Raw genomic sequence first — 15,385 nt, 5'->3', positions numbered from 1 at the left:
GGGTTATGAGCACGAAAATCATCAGCCTGGTGTCCATTGGTGCCCACCCGACTTCCGGCCGGCCACGTCGCGCGGAACAGGATGCGAGGGCGGTGGAGCTGGGTCTGCAACTGGCTGGGGATAACTTGCAGGTGCTGCATGCCGGCGACGTCGCCGAGCCTGCGTTGCGCGCTTATCTGGGCATGGGGCTTGAGCAGTTGCACGTGCTGGAACAACCGGAGGGCGCCGATGCGTTGCCGGCGTTGACCGCGTATTTGCGTGATGCCGGGGCACAAGTGGTGCTGACCGGCAGCCAGGCGGAAACCGGTGAAGGCTCGGGCATGTTGCCGTTCCTGTTGGCGGAAAGTCTGGGTTGGCCGCTGGTGGTGGGGCTGGCACAGGTTGAGTCCATCGACGGCGCTTCGGCGCTGGTGCTGCAAGCCTTGCCCCGTGGTCAGCGCCGTCGCTTGAAGGTTCGTTTGCCGTTCCTCGCGACTGTGGATAACGCAGCGCCCAAGCCTCGGCAGAGCGCCTACGGTCCGGCCCGACGGGGGGTGTTGCAGGCCGATGAGGTGGAAATCGTCGACGATGAACTGCTGGCGGTCGCCACGCTGCAACCAGCAAAACCACGGCCTAAACGCTTGAAGGTGATCAAGGCCAAGAGCGGCGCCGATCGAATGAAAGCGGCGACGGCGAAAGCCAGTGGCGGTGGCGGACAAGTGCTTAAAAACGTGACGGCGCAAGCCGGGGCCGAGGCCATCCTCAAACTGCTGATCGAAGAAGGCGTGGTCCGCTGATGCTTTTGTAGGAGCTGCCGAAGGCTGCGATCTTTTGACTTTGATTTTTAAAAGCAAGATCAAAGGATCGCAGCCTTCGGCAGCTCCTGCATTGAGGTTGGCTTGTTACCGCGAGCAATCCCACAAGGAAAAGCAATGGCAGTTGAATTTCGCTCGGCAGTGCGCGCGGATGCGCGAGAGATTGCGCGGTTGTTCCAGATTTCATCGGAGGGTGCTGCGGATTACATCTGGAGCCAGATGGCCGAGCCCGGCCAGGAGCTATTGGACGTCGGCGCCCTCCGTTATGCCCGTGACGGTGTGGATTTCTCCTGGCAGAACTGCCTGATCGCCGAGGCGGGCGGGAACATCATAGGCATGCTGCACAGTTACGTGATGCGTCACGACCCGTTTGCAGCGCCGGTGACCGATCCGGTGCTGGCGCCGTATGCCAAGATGGAAATCCCGGACACACTCTACATTTCCAGCCTGGCACTGCACGAGGGCTGGCGAAATCAGGGGCTGGGCAAGCAGTTCCTTGCCTACGCTTACGACCGCGCCAGCCAGCTCGGGCTCAATGGCCTGAGCCTGATCGACTATGCCGCCAACACCGGTGCTCGGCGTTTCTATGAGCGTCATGGTTTTCGTATTGTCGATACTTGCCAGATCACGCCGCATCCGATGATTCGGGTCACGGGTGAGGCTTATTTGATGTATCGGCCTTAGCGGGAGGCTCCGTAACGGGCGGACCCCTAGCAGAACTGATAGTGTTGGCGTTGCAGTTTGTTTGTTAGGGTATCGCAGAGTTAATACCCTCCTTCACCAGCAGGGCCAGGCGGCGTTTTGCGGGCCAGAAACAGACAGGCATGGCGGGTTATTCAGGTCTTCTCAAGGACGCTGTCGATGCCCAACTCCCTCTCGATTCAATGTGTAAAGCACTCGCCCGCAGCAGCGCCGCTGTACTCCCGAATCCTGTTGCTGACCAGCGACGTGCAGCAAAGCGTTCTCGGCGAACTGGATCAGCGTGGTTCGAATCCCTTCGTTTATTCCCCCCATGGTTTGCAGAGTGGCGTTAGCCAGGCAGCGACGCATCTGGGATTCAATGGGCAGCTCAAGGAGCAATCAACCGGGTGGTATCACCTGGGCAATGGCTATCGCGTCTATAACCCGTTGCTGATGCGGTTTCACAGCCCGGATCGGTTGAGTCCGTTTGGGAAGGGTGGGGTGAATGCCTATGCCTATTGTCAGGGCGATCCTGTCAACTTCACGGATCCAACGGGTCAATGGACTCTTCTTCCATTGGTTCAGCGAGGCCTGACCGTCGCGCTGCACTCGGTGGTTCCGATTGGCATGATCCTGGGGCCCAAGGTTTCAGGAGTGGCTTTAGGCGCTACCCGTGTCAGTCTCGCCGGTTCCGTTGGCAGTGCTGTCGGAGCAGCCATGCAGATAGCGGGATACTCCGCAGGAGCCTATGTCAGCGCTGCCGGGACAACAGCGTTGTTGGCTGGTGCGGCGACGCGCGGAGCTGTTGCGCTCAAGAACGCATACACGAACAACATTTTGTGGCAAACGGTAAAGAATAACGTCGCAAATATCATGGGTTTAGGAGATTCTCCATCGGTCCCTAATGTGGTCGATGAGAAGTCTCTAACACAGGTTTCTCTAACACTTGCAGCCATGAATGTCAGGAGTTAAAGATTTCGTTGAGCTCATTTTTACTGTGCGCTGGTCGTCTGGATCAATGCGCGATACCCGGTTGAAGACGGGTCGATCCTGCTTGAACCGAGGTTGATGATTTTCAGCGTTGCCCGAGCTGTTTACCCACAATCCCTGTTAGCGCTTCTGTGGATAACATGTTTGCCCCTCGCTACGGCCCATGCAAACCGCGGCCCGTAAGCGTTAGATCAAAAAACAACCAGCGTAACTTGCGGTTTTCCAATGCTTTTTCCTGAGGGGAAAGGGTTCTGGGTGTTCATACTTGCCCCCAATCTCTGTTGGCGCTTCTGTGGATAAGATGTTCGCTTACCGTTGCAGGCCTTATGAATCGAGCCTTTCAGACTTCTGGTTAAAACTTGACCAAAGTGTCGTTTCGAGCGGGTAAAACCTCCGCAGGCGTAGAAAATTCGCGGCTTTCAACGGTTTTCCACAGAGACGCCGAAGTTGTACCCAAAGTCTGTTGGCGCTTCTGTGGATAAGGTGTTCGCGATCCTCTGCAGGCCACTAAATCCGTGAGTTGTAGCGGTTTGATCAATTAATGATCAGTCGCTGTTGAAAACGTTAATTCTGGATAAGTCACGGATTTTCTTCGGTTTCTGTGGAGAAAGTTTTCAGCCTTTCCACACTTGTCCCCATTTGCTGTGGGTGGAGGTGTGGATAACTTGTTTGCGGAAGGCTGAGAGGCGCGCAGGACATAGCGCTGAACGGAATAGGTCATATTTCGTACAGTTCTAAATTAGTGGCGAGTCAGATGGGGATGTATTGCGAGGATTGACGCTATCGCGAGCAAGCTTGCTCCTACAAATAACCTGAGTGGTACACACATTCTGTGAACGACCCAAACCAAGGAGCAAGCTTGCTCGCGATGCTTTTGATTTTTAGCCGCTAACCGGAACCCCTTTGAGATAAGGCGCTGGCTCAGCCCCCAGATTGCTCAACAGACGCTCGCTGTACCAATCCACAAAGTTCACCACACCGAACTCATAGGTCTTGGAATAAGGCCCCGGCTGATACGCAGTGGAGTTGATCCCGCGCTGGTTCTCTTCGGCCAGGCGACGGTCCTGGTCGTTGGTGGCATCCCAGACCTGGCGCATGCGCTCCACGTCGTAGTCGACGCCTTCGACCGCGTCCTTGTGCACGATCCACTTGGTGGTGACCATGGTTTCCTGGGCGCTGATCGGCCACACGGTGAACACGATGATGTGGTCGCCCATGCAGTGGTTCCACGAGTGCGGCAGGTGCAGGATGCGCATCGAACCGAGGTCCGGGTTCTTGATGCGGCCCATGAGTTTGGCGCAGCCCTGTTTTCCGTCCAGGGTCATCGACACGGTGCCCTTGAGCAGCGGCATGCGCACGATGCGGTTACGCAGGCCGAAACTGGCGTGGGCGTAAGGGATCTTCTCGGCTTCCCAGGCAGCGGCGGAGGCGGCCACGTGGTCCTTGAACGCCTGGTCGGCGCGCGGGTCGGTGACGTCGTCCCATTCCAGCAGGGTTTTCAGCAGTTCCGGGTGCGACGCGTTGCAGTGATAGCACTCGCGGTTGTTTTCCAGCACCAGTTTCCAGTTGGCCTTTTCCATCAAGGTGGTGGTGATCGCCACCTTGGTGTTTTCCATGTCGTACGGTTCCATGTAATGGCTGAGCGTCGACAGGAAGTCATCGATGGCCGGCGGATTTTCCGCCAGGCTGATGAAGATGTAGCCGCCGGCGGTCTTCACGTTCACCGGTTTGAGGCCGTACTGCTTCATGTCGAAGTCGGCGCCCATTTCGGTGCCGGCGAACAGCAGGCGACCGTCGAGTTCGTACGTCCACTGGTGGTAGTGGCAGACCAGTTTGGCGACCTTGCCTTTTTCGCTGGTGCACAGGCGCGAGCCACGGTGGCGGCAGACGTTATGGAATGCGTGCACTACACCTTCGGCGCCGCGAATCACGATGATCGGGTTCTTGCCGACCTGAAGCGTCAGGTAGTTGCCCTTGGTCGGGATCTCGCAGGTCATGCCGGCGATCAACCACTCTTTCTGGAAAATCTCCTGCATGTCGATATCAAACAGGCGCTCGTCCGAGTAGAACGGCTGTGGCAGGGAGAACGTGCGCTCGCGCTCTTGCAGCATCTGCGCGGTGGCCTTGCGTGCGGGTTCCAGCGGATCGCCCAGGCTCAGGGTAGTAGTGACGTCCATCGATTTAATCCTCATGGCCATCTGCGTGGCCGGCGAAAGTGGCTAATCAGGTGTGCTGCTTCGGGTTGCTACGCAAGGTGTAAGGAATGTGTCTTGGTATGGGGCGAGTGTGGGGCCGGCGCTGGCCAGAACCTTATCCATGGGCGACATGATGCAATCTGTTCCCGACGCGCAACCCCCGGTAGTTGGGGGCTGGTCGCGATAAGCATGTGAATGTCGCAGATAGGTAAATGGGTGGTTCGCGCTATACGCAGAATCGCCAACATGAAGGCCGACAGTCGGCCGTGGAGATCAGCATGTCCAACAGCTTCCTGAACCCGGTAACCACCCAGACCTGGGCCAATGGTCGGCACATCGTCCGTTGCGTCAAAGTCATCCAGGAAACCTGGGATGTGCGCACCTTCTGCTTTATGGCCGATCAGCCAATCCTGTTCTTCTTCAAACCGGGGCAGTTCGTCACGCTGGAGCTGGAGATTGAAGGCCAGCCGATCATGCGCTCGTACACTATTTCCAGCTCGCCGTCGGTGCCGTACAGCTTCTCGGTGACGATCAAGCGCGTGCCGGGTGGCAAGGTCTCGAACTGGTTGCACGACACCCTGCACGAAGGCCAGGAGCTGGCGGTACACGGCCCGGTCGGGTTGTTCAACGCCATCGACTTCCCGAGCCCGAAAGTGCTGTACCTGAGCGGCGGCGTAGGGATCACCCCATGCATGTCCATGGCGCGCTGGTTCTACGACACCAACGGCAACGTCGACATGACGTTTATCCACAGCGCCCGTTCGCCCAAAGACATCATCTACCACCGCGAGCTGGAACACATGGCGTCGCGGATCGACAACTTCAGCCTGCACCTGATCTGCGAGAAGCATGGTCTGGGCGAGCCGTGGGCCGGTTATCGCGGTTACCTGAACCACAAGATGCTGGAACTGATGGTGCCGGACTTCCTTGAGCGCGAAGTGTTCTGCTGCGGCCCGACGCCGTACATGAACGCGGTGAAGCGCCTGCTGGAGAGCGCTGGCTTCGACATGAAGCGCTATCACGAGGAGTCGTTTGGCGCGACGCCGCCAGAAGCCCGCGCCGACGCCGTGGAACAAGCCGAACAAGCCGCCGATGCCCCGGAAGTCGATGCGGCGGATCTGCATCAAGTCGAGTTCATCGCTTCCGGCAAGAGCATTCGCGTGGCGCCGGGCGAGACCGTTCATGCGGCGGCTTCCAAGGCCGGTCTGCTGATTCCGAAGGCCTGTGGCATGGGCATTTGCGGAACCTGCAAAGTGTTGAAACTGGGCGGCGAAGTGGAGATGGAACACAACGGCGGGATCACCGAGGAAGACGAGGCCGAAGGGTACATCCTGTCGTGCTGCAGCGTGCCGAAGGGCGACGTTCGCATCGATTTCTAAACACCTAACCCCTGTAGGAGCTGCCGAAGGCTGCGATCTTTTGATCTTGATTTTTTTAAGATCAAAAGATCGCAGCCTCGTTTCACTCGACAGCTCCTACAGGGGAATGCGTTCAGTCGATAAACAGGTCAGGCATCAGCTTGTCGTCGCTGTCGGGTTCAAATCGGTAGTGATCGAACCCGGTCACGCCGTTCTCCCGCAAAACTTCCTCATCAATCAGCAACCGCCCGGTCAGGCTGCGATTCGCGCTACTCAGAATGATGTGCGCCGCATCAGCCATGATCGCCGGCGTTCGCGCATGCTTGAACGACTCCCGTGACCCTAGCTGAAACTCGATCGCCGCCGTGGCAATCATGGTCTGCGGCCACAGCGAATTGACGCTGATCCCGTAATTCTTGAATTCCTCGCTCATGCCCAGGGTCAGCATGCTCATGCCGTATTTGGTCACGGTGTACGGGCTGTATTGGGCGAACCACTTGGTGGCGAGATTCAGCGGTGGCGAGAGATTAAGGATGTGTCCGCCGGACTTTTTCAGAAAGGGCAGCGCGGCCTGACTGCACAGCAGCACGGCGCGGGTGTTGATCTGGTGCATGAGGTCGAAGCGCTTGAGTTCAACGTGCTGGACCCCGGTCAACTTGATGGCCCCGGCGTTGTTGACCAGCGCATCGATGCCGCCGAAATGTTCGTTGGCCTGAGCCAAGGCCTGATGCACGGCGTCTTCATCGCGCACATCCACTTGCAGGGCCAGCGCCTTGCCGCCGGCGGCTTCGACTTCCTGGGCCACGCTGAAAATCGTGCCGGGTAACTTGGGATGCGGCGAGGCGCTTTTCGCTGCAATCACGATATTGGCCCCGTCACGCGCGGCCCGCAGCGCGATCTCACGACCAATCCCGCGACTGGCGCCGGTAATGAACAGGGTTTTGCCTTGCAATGACATGCGTACGCTCCTGCTTATTGTTATGTGAGCGGAGGCTCGACAAACAATGTAGACGATGTCTTCAGGCGCATAAGGTCATTGGGGCGAGGGAGCTTGCTCCCGCTGGGCTGCGAAGCAGACCCAACGTCTGAAAATGCGGTCTGTCAGGCAGACCGCATGGCGGGTTTTACGGCGGCTGCGCCCCCGAGCGAGAGCAAGCTCCCTCGCCACGGGGATCGGCGTAGGTTGCGGGAAATCAGTGCGACATTACTTCACGAATGTCTTTGGCCAATTCACGCACGCGTTCTTCTTCGGTGTCCCACGAGCACATGAAGCGTGCGCCGCCGTTGCCGATGAAGGTGTAGAAGCGCCAGCCCTTGGCGGTCAGGGCGGCGATGGCCGGTTCCGAGAGTTGCAGGAACACGCCGTTGGCCTGCACCGGGAACATCAGTTCCACGCCCGGAATATCGCTCACCAGTTCCGCCAGCAATTGCGCGCAGTGGTTGGCGTGGTGGGCGTATTTGAGCCAGGCGTCGTTTTCCAGGATCCCGACCCAAGGCGCGGAGAGGAAGCGCATCTTGGAGGCCAGTTGCCCGGCCTGCTTGCAGCGATAGTCGAAGTCTTCGGCCAGTTTGTGGTTGAAGAACAGAATCGCTTCGCCCACGGCCATGCCGTTTTTCGTGCCGCCGAAGCACAACACATCGACGCCGGCCTTCCAGGTCAAATCCGCTGGAGAGCAGCCGAGGAATGCGCAGGCGTTGGAGAAGCGTGCGCCGTCCATGTGCAGGTTCAGGCCCAGCTCTTTGCAGGTGGCACTGATGGCGCGGATTTCGTCCGGGGTGTAGACGCTGCCGACTTCGGTGGCCTGGGTCAGGGTCACGACGCGGGGTTTCGGGTAGTGGATGTCCTGGCGCTTGAGCGCGACTTCGCGGATCGATTCCGGGGTCAGCTTGCCATTTTCAGTGCGGGCGATCAGCAGTTTGGAACCGTTGGAGAAAAATTCCGGGGCGCCGCATTCGTCGGTTTCGACGTGAGCGGTTTCCGAGCAGATCACGCTGTGGTAACTCTGGCACAGCGACGACAGCGCCAGCGAGTTGGCAGCGGTGCCGTTGAAGGCGAAGAACACTTCGCAGTCGGTTTCGAACAATTTGCGGAAATCGTCGGACGCGCGGGCGGTCCACTCGTCGTCGCCGTAAGCGCGCTGGTGGCCATGGTTGGCCTGCTCCATGGCAGCCCAGGCTTCAGGGCAAATGCCGGAGTAGTTGTCGCTGGCGAATTGTTGGCTCTTGTCGGTCATGGCCTGCTTCCGTGGTCGGGACGCCTATGGTGAAGCGTCTCGTGGTCAATGAGGGTGCGCACTTTACCGAAGATCGTCCGGGGAGCACACGGGATGTCACTGTCAGAAAAATACAAGGATGCCGGGCAATTATGCACATGGCTATGCACTTAAAGCAGCGCGACGGTGCACTGGATTTGCTCAAGTGGCTGGCGCTGCTGAGCATGGTGCTCGATCACCTGCGATATGTCGGTTATTCCGTCGATTTGATGTATGTGCCGGGGCGTCTGGCGTTTCCGTGGTTCTGCCTGGCGATGGCGGCGAATCTGGCGCGCGCGTCGACGGTGACGACGGGCGGGCAGTGGCGCTATTTCGGGTGGTTGTTGCTATTTAGCGCCGTGAGTGAAATTCCTTACCGAATGTTCATTCCTGAGCTCGACACGCTGAACGTAATGCCCACTTTGGTCCTCGGCCTGCTGGTGGCGCGAGGTTGGCAGCAGCCGACCCTGCAATCGCGGTTGCTGGCGGCAGTCGCCTTGTTACTGGCGGCGCTGTTCACGCAAACACTGATGTTCGGTTTCTTCGGGGTGTTGTTGCCGTTGGCGATGCTTTTGGTCATCCGGCGGCCGTGGTATTTCGCGCTGTTGCCGGGGCTGGTTTGTCTGGCGTGCAATCAGTGGCAGGTGCTGTATTACGCCGCACGGCTGGGTAACCACGCGGCCATTCCGGCCATCGTCGCTTGTCTGATTGCGCCATGGCTGGGGATGTTCTTGTTGCGACATGTCCAGGGCGTAAAACCACCCCCGATGCGGCGTTGGGCGTATGCCCTTTATCCCGCGCATTTCCTTCTGCTGCTGCTCGTCCGCCACATCGCCACATGACCTTGTGGGAGCTGGCTTGCCAGCGATAGCCGTGGGTCAGCCGCCATCAATGCTGGATGTGACGCCGCCATCGCTGGCAAGCCAGCTCCCACAGGGTTTCTCGCTGATTTAATAGTTGTGTTCGGCATGCCATTTCCCGCCATGTCGTAAACGCACCTTTGCGTGGCGCCCGTAGGCATTTGATCTGTCCAAGCCAGTCATACCATCGCTATCAAAGGGCACTGCCGAAAGGTACGTGCCTCACCGAGACGAAAGGCGCACCGCCGCCGCTGGGAGAGACGCGATGTTCAGCAAGCAAGACCAGATCCAGGGTTACGACGATGCACTGCTGGCGGCGATGAATGCCGAGGAGCAACGTCAGGAAGATCACATCGAGCTGATCGCGTCGGAGAACTACACCAGCAAACGCGTCATGGAAGCGCAAGGCAGCGGCCTGACCAACAAATACGCCGAAGGCTATCCGGGCAAGCGCTACTACGGTGGCTGCGAACACGTCGACAAGGTTGAAGCCCTGGCCATCGAACGCGCCAAGCAACTGTTCGGCGCCGATTACGCCAACGTCCAGCCACACTCCGGTTCCTCGGCCAACAGCGCCGTGTACCTGGCGTTGATCCAGCCGGGCGACACCATCCTCGGCATGAGCCTGGCCCACGGCGGTCACTTGACCCACGGCGCCAAAGTGTCGTCCTCGGGCAAGCTGTACAACGCCGTGCAGTACGGCATCGACACCAAGACCGGCCTGATCGATTACGACGAAGTCGAGCGTCTGGCGGTCGAGTGCAAGCCGAAGATGATCGTTGCCGGTTTCTCGGCTTACTCCAAGACGCTGGACTTCCCGCGTTTCCGCCAGATCGCCGACAAGGTTGGCGCGCTGCTGTTCGTCGACATGGCCCACGTGGCCGGTCTGGTCGCCGCTGGCCTGTACCCGAACCCGCTGCCGTACGCTGATGTGGTCACCACCACTACCCACAAAACCCTGCGCGGTCCACGTGGCGGGCTGATCCTGGCCAAGTCCAACGAAGAGATCGAGAAGAAGCTCAACGCTGCGGTATTCCCCGGCGCCCAGGGCGGCCCGCTGATGCACGTCATCGCCGGTAAAGCCGTGTGCTTCAAGGAAGCGCTGGAGCCAGGCTTCAAGGCTTACCAGCAACAAGTGATCGACAACGCCCAGGCGATGGCCGGCGTATTTATCAAACGCGGCTACGATGTAGTGTCCGGCGGCACCGACAACCACCTGTTCCTGGTCAGCCTGATTCGTCAGGGCCTCACCGGCAAAGACGCGGATGCAGCACTCGGTCGCGCGCATATCACTGTGAACAAGAACGCTGTCCCGAACGATCCACAGTCGCCGTTCGTGACCTCCGGCCTGCGCATCGGCACCCCGGCGGTGACCACGCGCGGCTTCAAGGTGACCCAGTGCGTGACCTTGGCTGGCTGGATCTGCGACATCCTCGACAACCTCGGCGACGCCGATGTCGAGGCCAATGTCGCCCAGCAAGTGTCGGCACTGTGCGCGGACTTCCCGGTTTATCGCTGAGCGCGGTTTTGGAGTAAATGACTATGCAACGCTATTCGGGCTTCGGCCTCTTCAAACACTCCCTCAGCCACCACGAAAACTGGCAGCGCATGTGGCGCACGCCGACCCCGAAAAAGGTCTACGACGTGGTCATCGTCGGCGGTGGCGGGCATGGTCTGGCGACCGCCTACTACCTGGCCAAGGAGCACGGTATCACCAACGTCGCCGTGGTCGAGAAAGGCTGGTTGGGCGGCGGTAACACCGCGCGCAACACCACCATCGTTCGTTCCAACTACCTGTGGGACGAGTCGGCGCACCTGTACGAACACGCGATGAAACTGTGGGAAGGTCTGTCCCAGGACCTGAACTACAACGTGATGTTCTCCCAGCGTGGCGTTTACAACCTGTGCCACACCCTGCAGGACATCCGTGATTCTGAGCGTCGGGTCAGTGCCAACCGCCTCAACGGCGTCGACGGTGAACTGCTCGATGCCAAGCAAGTGGCGGACGAGATCCCTTACCTCGACTGCTCGAAAAACACCCGCTACCCGGTGATGGGCGCCACCGTCCAGCGTCGCGGCGGCGTGGCCCGTCACGATGCCGTGGCCTGGGGCTTTGCCCGTGCCGCTGACGCCTTGGGCGTGGACCTGATCCAGCAGACCGAAGTGATCGGCTTCCGCAAGGAAAACGGCGTGTGCATCGGCGTCGAAACCAACAAGGGCTTCATCGGTGCCAAGCGCGTCGGTGTGGTCACTGCCGGTAACTCCGGGCACATGGCCAAACTCGCCGGTTTCCGTCTGCCGATCGAATCCCACCCGCTGCAAGCGCTGGTGTCCGAGCCGATCAAACCGATTATCGACAGCGTGATCATGTCCAACGCCGTACACGGCTACATCAGCCAGTCCGACAAGGGCGACCTGGTGATCGGCGCCGGTATCGACGGCTACAACGGCTACGGCCAGCGTGGTTCGTACCCGGTGATCGAGCACACCATCCAGGCCATCGTCGAGATGTTCCCGGTGCTGTCCCGCGTACGCATGAACCGTCAGTGGGGCGGCATCGTCGACACCACCCCGGATGCCTGCCCGATCATTTCGAAAACCCCGGTGCCGAACATGTTCTTCAACTGCGGTTGGGGCACCGGCGGCTTCAAGGCTACACCTGGCTCGGGCAACGTGTTTGCCGCAAGCCTGGCCCAGGGTGAAATGCACCCGTTGGCCGCACCTTTCTCCATCGACCGTTTCCACAACGGTGCGTTGATCGATGAACACGGCGCTGCTGCGGTTGCCCACTAACAGGAGAAATCCCCATGTTGCATATCTTCTGTCCTCACTGCGGCGAACTGCGCTCCGAAGAGGAATTCCATGCATCCGGCCAGGCGCACATCCCGCGTCCACTGGACCCGAACAGCTGCACCGACGAGGAGTGGGGCGACTACATGTTCTTCCGCGACAACCCGCGCGGTTTGCACCATGAGCTGTGGATCCACGCCGCCGGTTGCCGTCAGTACTTCAACGCCACCCGCGACACCGTGACCTACGAGATTCTCGAAACCTACAAGATCGGCACCAAGCCACAATTCACCGACAAGACCGATAGCCCGAAAGCGGCCACCACGGCTCTGGGAGAGAAGGTATGAGCCAGATCAATCGCCTGTCCAACGGCGGACGGATCGACCGCAATAAAGTCTTGAGCTTCACCTTCAACGGCCAGAGCTACAAAGGCTTTGAAGGCGACTCCCTGGCCGCTGCACTGCTGGCCAACGGCGTCGACATCATCGGTCGCAGCTTCAAATATTCCCGTCCCCGCGGCATCTTTGCTGCTGGTGCTGAAGAGCCGAACGCAGTGCTGCAGATCGGCGCGACCGAAGCCACGCAGATCCCGAACGTACGCGCTACGCAACAAGCGCTGTATCAAGGCCTGGTCGCCACCAGCACCAACGGCTGGCCGAGCGTGAACAACGACATGATGGGGATTCTCGGCAAGGTCGGCGGCAAGCTGATGCCGCCGGGTTTCTACTACAAAACCTTCATGTACCCGCAATCGTTCTGGATGACTTACGAGAAGTACATCCGTAAGGCCGCAGGTCTTGGCCGCTCGCCGACCGAGAACGATCCGGACACCTACGACTACATGAACCAGCACTGCGACGTGCTGATCGTCGGTGCCGGCCCTGCTGGTCTGGCCGCTGCACTGGCGGCTGCACGCAGTGGCGCTCGTGTGATCCTCGCGGATGAGCAGGAAGAGTTCGGCGGCAGCCTGCTCGACTCCCGCGAAAGCCTCGACGGCAAGCCTGCCGTGGAATGGGTCGCCAGCGTCATCGCCGAGCTGAAGAACACCCCGGACGTGCTGCTGTTGCCGCGCGCCACGGTCAACGGTTACCACGACCACAACTTCCTGACCATTCACGAGCGCCTCACCGATCACCTCGGCGACCGCGCACCGATTGGCCAGGTGCGTCAGCGCATCCACCGTGTTCGTGCCAAGCGTGTGGTGCTGGCGACCGGCGCTCACGAGCGTCCACTGGTCTACGGCAACAACGACGTGCCGGGCAACATGCTGGCCGGTGCTGTCTCGACTTATGTGCGCCGCTACGGCGTGGCACCGGGCAAAAAACTGGTGCTGTCGACCAACAACGATCACGCCTATCGCGTGGCGCTGGATTGGCTCGATGCCAGCCTGCAAGTGGTCGCTATTGCTGACGCCCGCAGCAATCCGCGTGGTGCGCTGGTGGAAGAAGCACGCGCCAAAGGCATCCGCATCCTCACCGGCAGCGCCGTGATCGAGGCCCGTGGCAGCAAGCACGTGACCGCTGCCCGCGTTGCCGCAATTGATGTGAAAGGGCACAAAGTCACCAGCCCTGGCGAATGGCTCGACTGTGACCTGGTCGCCAGTTCCGGCGGTTACAGCCCGGTGGTGCACCTGGCTTCGCACTTGGGCGGCAAGCCGACCTGGCGTGAAGACATCCTCGGTTTTGTGCCGGGCGAAGCACCGCAAAAACGCGTGTGCGTCGGTGGCATCAACGGCGTCTACGGCCTCGGCGATTCCCTGGTCGATGGTTTTGAAGGTGGCGTGCGCGCGGCCAGCGAAGCCGGTTTCGGGGTGGTCGAAGCGACCTTGCCGAAAGCCTTGTCGCGTCTGGAAGAGCCAACTCTGGCGCTGTTCCAGGTACCTCATGAAAAGAACACCGCTCGTGCACCGAAGCAATTCGTCGACCTGCAAAACGACGTCACCGCCGCCGCCATCGAACTGGCGACCCGCGAGGGCTTCGAGTCGGTCGAGCACGTCAAGCGCTACACCGCACTGGGCTTCGGCACCGATCAGGGCAAGCTCGGTAACGTCAATGGCCTGGCCATTGCCGCCCGTTCGCTGAACGTGACCATCCCGCAGATGGGCACCACCATGTTCCGCCCGAACTACACGCCGGTGACTTTCGGCGCCGTGGCCGGTCGTCATTGTGGGCACATCTTCGAGCCGGTGCGTTTCACCGCACTGCATCACTGGCACCTGAAAAATGGCGCCGAGTTCGAAGACGTCGGCCAGTGGAAACGTCCATGGTACTTCCCGAAATCCGGCGAAGACATGCACACCGCAGTCAAGCGCGAATGCAAAGCCGTGCGCGACAGCGTCGGCCTGCTGGACGCTTCGACTCTGGGCAAGATCGACATTCAAGGTCCCGATGCGCGTGAGTTCCTCAACCGCATCTACACCAACGCCTGGACCAAGCTCGACGTGGGCAAGGCGCGTTACGGCCTCATGTGCAAAGAAGACGGCATGGTGTTCGACGACGGCGTAACCGCTTGCCTGGCCGACAACCATTTCGTGATGACCACCACCACTGGCGGCGCTGCACGCGTGCTGCAATGGCTGGAAATCTACCAGCAGACCGAATGGCCAGACCTGAAGGTGTACTTCACTTCCGTGACGGATCACTGGGCAACCATGACCCTGTCCGGGCCGAACAGCCGCAAGCTGCTCAGCGAAGTCACCGATATCGATTTGAGCAACGAAGCGTTCCCGTTCATGACCTGGAAAGAAGGTCTGGTCGGTGGCGTGCCGGCGCGGGTGTTCCGGATTTCGTTTACCGGTGAGCTGTCGTACGAAGTCAACGTGCAAGCCGACTATGCGATGGGCGTGCTCGAGAAAATCGTCGACGCCGGCAAGAAGTACAACCTGACCCCGTACGGCACCGAAACCATGCACGTACTGCGCGCCGAGAAGGGTTTCATTATCGTCGGTCAGGATACCGATGGCTCGATGACGCCTGACGACTTGAACATGGGCTGGTGTGTCGGTCGTACCAAACCGTTCTCGTGGATCGGCCAGCGCGGCATGAATCGCGAAGACTGCGTGCGTGATCAGCGTAAGCAACTGGTTGGCCTGAAGCCGATCGATCCGAACAAATGGCTGCCGGAAGGTGCACAACTGGTGTTCAACACCAAGCAGGCGATCCCGATGACCATGGTCGGTCACGTGACCTCCAGCTATGCCCATAACTCCCTCGGCTATTCGTTTGCCATGGGCGTGGTCAAGGGCGGCCTGAACCGCATGGGCGAGCGTGTGTTTGCGCCGCTGGCGGACGGCAGCGTGATCGAGGCGGAAATCGTTTCTTCGGTGTTCTTCGATCCGAAAGGCGAACGGCAGAACGTGTGATTGCAGGATGTGGTGATGTCTGTAGGAGCCGGCTTGCTGGCGATGAACGAAAACACGGTGCACCTGATACACCGCGTCGTCCGGATCGCCAGCAAGCCGGCTCC

General features: G+C 59.8%; 12 protein-coding genes. 9 read left to right on the top strand and 3 right to left on the bottom strand.

Features of this window, described 5'->3' with window-relative positions; all coding sequences use genetic code 11:
• Positions 1-5 precede the first annotated feature (5 nt).
• From etfB to NL64_RS29140, 3 genes are all read left to right on the top strand, one after another.
• Positions 6-776 (top strand): electron transfer flavoprotein subunit beta, encoded by a 771-nt coding sequence (gene etfB, locus NL64_RS07190; protein ID WP_034147456.1) that lies wholly within the window; start codon positions 6-8, stop codon positions 774-776.
• Between the two features lie 135 nt (positions 777-911).
• Positions 912-1,478: a GNAT family N-acetyltransferase gene (locus NL64_RS07185; protein WP_034147455.1), complete on the top strand. Its 567-nt coding sequence runs from the start codon at positions 912-914 to the stop codon at positions 1,476-1,478.
• A 177-nt stretch (positions 1,479-1,655) separates the two neighbouring features.
• Complete coding sequence (locus tag NL64_RS29140; protein WP_052321218.1) at positions 1,656-2,447, top strand: RHS repeat-associated core domain-containing protein; 792 nt, start codon at positions 1,656-1,658, stop codon at positions 2,445-2,447.
• 899 nt (positions 2,448-3,346) lie between these two features.
• Here NL64_RS29140 and gbcA read toward each other — a convergent pair.
• Positions 3,347-4,642 (bottom strand): glycine-betaine demethylase subunit GbcA, encoded by a 1,296-nt coding sequence (gene gbcA / locus NL64_RS07175; RefSeq protein ID WP_034147454.1) that lies wholly within the window; start codon positions 4,640-4,642, stop codon positions 3,347-3,349.
• A 296-nt stretch (positions 4,643-4,938) separates the two neighbouring features.
• Here gbcA and gbcB point away from each other — a divergent pair, with 296 nt between their 5' ends.
• Positions 4,939-6,039 (top strand): glycine-betaine demethylase subunit GbcB, encoded by a 1,101-nt coding sequence (gene gbcB / locus NL64_RS07170; protein ID WP_034147748.1) that lies wholly within the window; start codon positions 4,939-4,941, stop codon positions 6,037-6,039.
• 112 nt (positions 6,040-6,151) lie between these two features.
• On the opposite strand, the gene NL64_RS07165 is transcribed toward gbcB, so the two are convergent.
• Together NL64_RS07165 and NL64_RS07160 are read right to left on the bottom strand one after the other, a co-directional pair.
• Positions 6,152-6,976, bottom strand: coding sequence for an SDR family oxidoreductase (locus tag NL64_RS07165; RefSeq protein WP_034147453.1), 825 nt, complete (start codon positions 6,974-6,976; stop codon positions 6,152-6,154).
• Positions 6,977-7,211: 235 nt separating this feature from the next.
• Complete coding sequence (locus NL64_RS07160; protein WP_034147452.1) at positions 7,212-8,252, bottom strand: threonine aldolase family protein; 1,041 nt, start codon at positions 8,250-8,252, stop codon at positions 7,212-7,214.
• Positions 8,253-8,395: 143 nt separating this feature from the next.
• On the opposite strand from NL64_RS07160, the gene NL64_RS07155 reads away from it, so the two are divergent.
• The 5 genes from NL64_RS07155 to NL64_RS07135 all read left to right on the top strand — a co-directional run bounded on the left by NL64_RS07155 (position 8,396) and on the right by NL64_RS07135 (position 15,281).
• Positions 8,396-9,112 (top strand): TraX family protein, encoded by a 717-nt coding sequence (locus NL64_RS07155; protein ID WP_052321220.1) that lies wholly within the window; start codon positions 8,396-8,398, stop codon positions 9,110-9,112.
• Positions 9,113-9,395: 283 nt separating this feature from the next.
• A complete protein-coding gene (gene glyA, locus NL64_RS07150; protein ID WP_034147450.1) occupies positions 9,396-10,649 on the top strand; it encodes a serine hydroxymethyltransferase in 1,254 nt (417 codons plus the stop codon).
• Positions 10,650-10,672: 23 nt separating this feature from the next.
• A complete protein-coding gene (locus NL64_RS07145) occupies positions 10,673-11,923 on the top strand; it encodes a sarcosine oxidase subunit beta (protein ID WP_034147449.1) in 1,251 nt (416 codons plus the stop codon).
• A gap of 14 nt (positions 11,924-11,937) precedes the next feature.
• On the top strand, positions 11,938-12,267 hold the full coding sequence (locus NL64_RS07140; protein WP_034147448.1) for a sarcosine oxidase subunit delta: 330 nt from the start codon (positions 11,938-11,940) through the stop codon (positions 12,265-12,267).
• On the top strand, positions 12,264-15,281 hold the full coding sequence (locus NL64_RS07135) for a sarcosine oxidase subunit alpha (RefSeq protein ID WP_034147447.1): 3,018 nt from the start codon (positions 12,264-12,266) through the stop codon (positions 15,279-15,281). The genes NL64_RS07140 and NL64_RS07135 overlap by 4 nt, the downstream gene beginning before the upstream one ends.
• Positions 15,282-15,385: the final 104 nt, after the last annotated feature.

It is taken from the genome of Pseudomonas fluorescens (assembly GCF_000802965.1).
In the GTDB taxonomy this organism is placed as follows: domain Bacteria; phylum Pseudomonadota; class Gammaproteobacteria; order Pseudomonadales; family Pseudomonadaceae; genus Aquipseudomonas; species Aquipseudomonas fluorescens_A.
This window is presented reverse-complemented; position numbering and strand designations above follow the sequence as displayed.

Coding starts and splice junctions, on each gene's coding strand:
- etfB (WP_034147456.1), top strand. CDS start 6: ATGAGCACGAAAATCATCAGCCTGGTGTCCATTGGTGCCCACCCGACT.
- NL64_RS07185 (WP_034147455.1), top strand. CDS start 912: ATGGCAGTTGAATTTCGCTCGGCAGTGCGCGCGGATGCGCGAGAGATT.
- NL64_RS29140 (WP_052321218.1), top strand. CDS start 1,656: ATGCCCAACTCCCTCTCGATTCAATGTGTAAAGCACTCGCCCGCAGCA.
- gbcA (WP_034147454.1), bottom strand. CDS start 4,642: ATGGACGTCACTACTACCCTGAGCCTGGGCGATCCGCTGGAACCCGCA.
- gbcB (WP_034147748.1), top strand. CDS start 4,939: ATGTCCAACAGCTTCCTGAACCCGGTAACCACCCAGACCTGGGCCAAT.
- NL64_RS07165 (WP_034147453.1), bottom strand. CDS start 6,976: ATGTCATTGCAAGGCAAAACCCTGTTCATTACCGGCGCCAGTCGCGGG.
- NL64_RS07160 (WP_034147452.1), bottom strand. CDS start 8,252: ATGACCGACAAGAGCCAACAATTCGCCAGCGACAACTACTCCGGCATT.
- NL64_RS07155 (WP_052321220.1), top strand. CDS start 8,396: ATGCACTTAAAGCAGCGCGACGGTGCACTGGATTTGCTCAAGTGGCTG.
- glyA (WP_034147450.1), top strand. CDS start 9,396: ATGTTCAGCAAGCAAGACCAGATCCAGGGTTACGACGATGCACTGCTG.
- NL64_RS07145 (WP_034147449.1), top strand. CDS start 10,673: ATGCAACGCTATTCGGGCTTCGGCCTCTTCAAACACTCCCTCAGCCAC.
- NL64_RS07140 (WP_034147448.1), top strand. CDS start 11,938: ATGTTGCATATCTTCTGTCCTCACTGCGGCGAACTGCGCTCCGAAGAG.
- NL64_RS07135 (WP_034147447.1), top strand. CDS start 12,264: ATGAGCCAGATCAATCGCCTGTCCAACGGCGGACGGATCGACCGCAAT.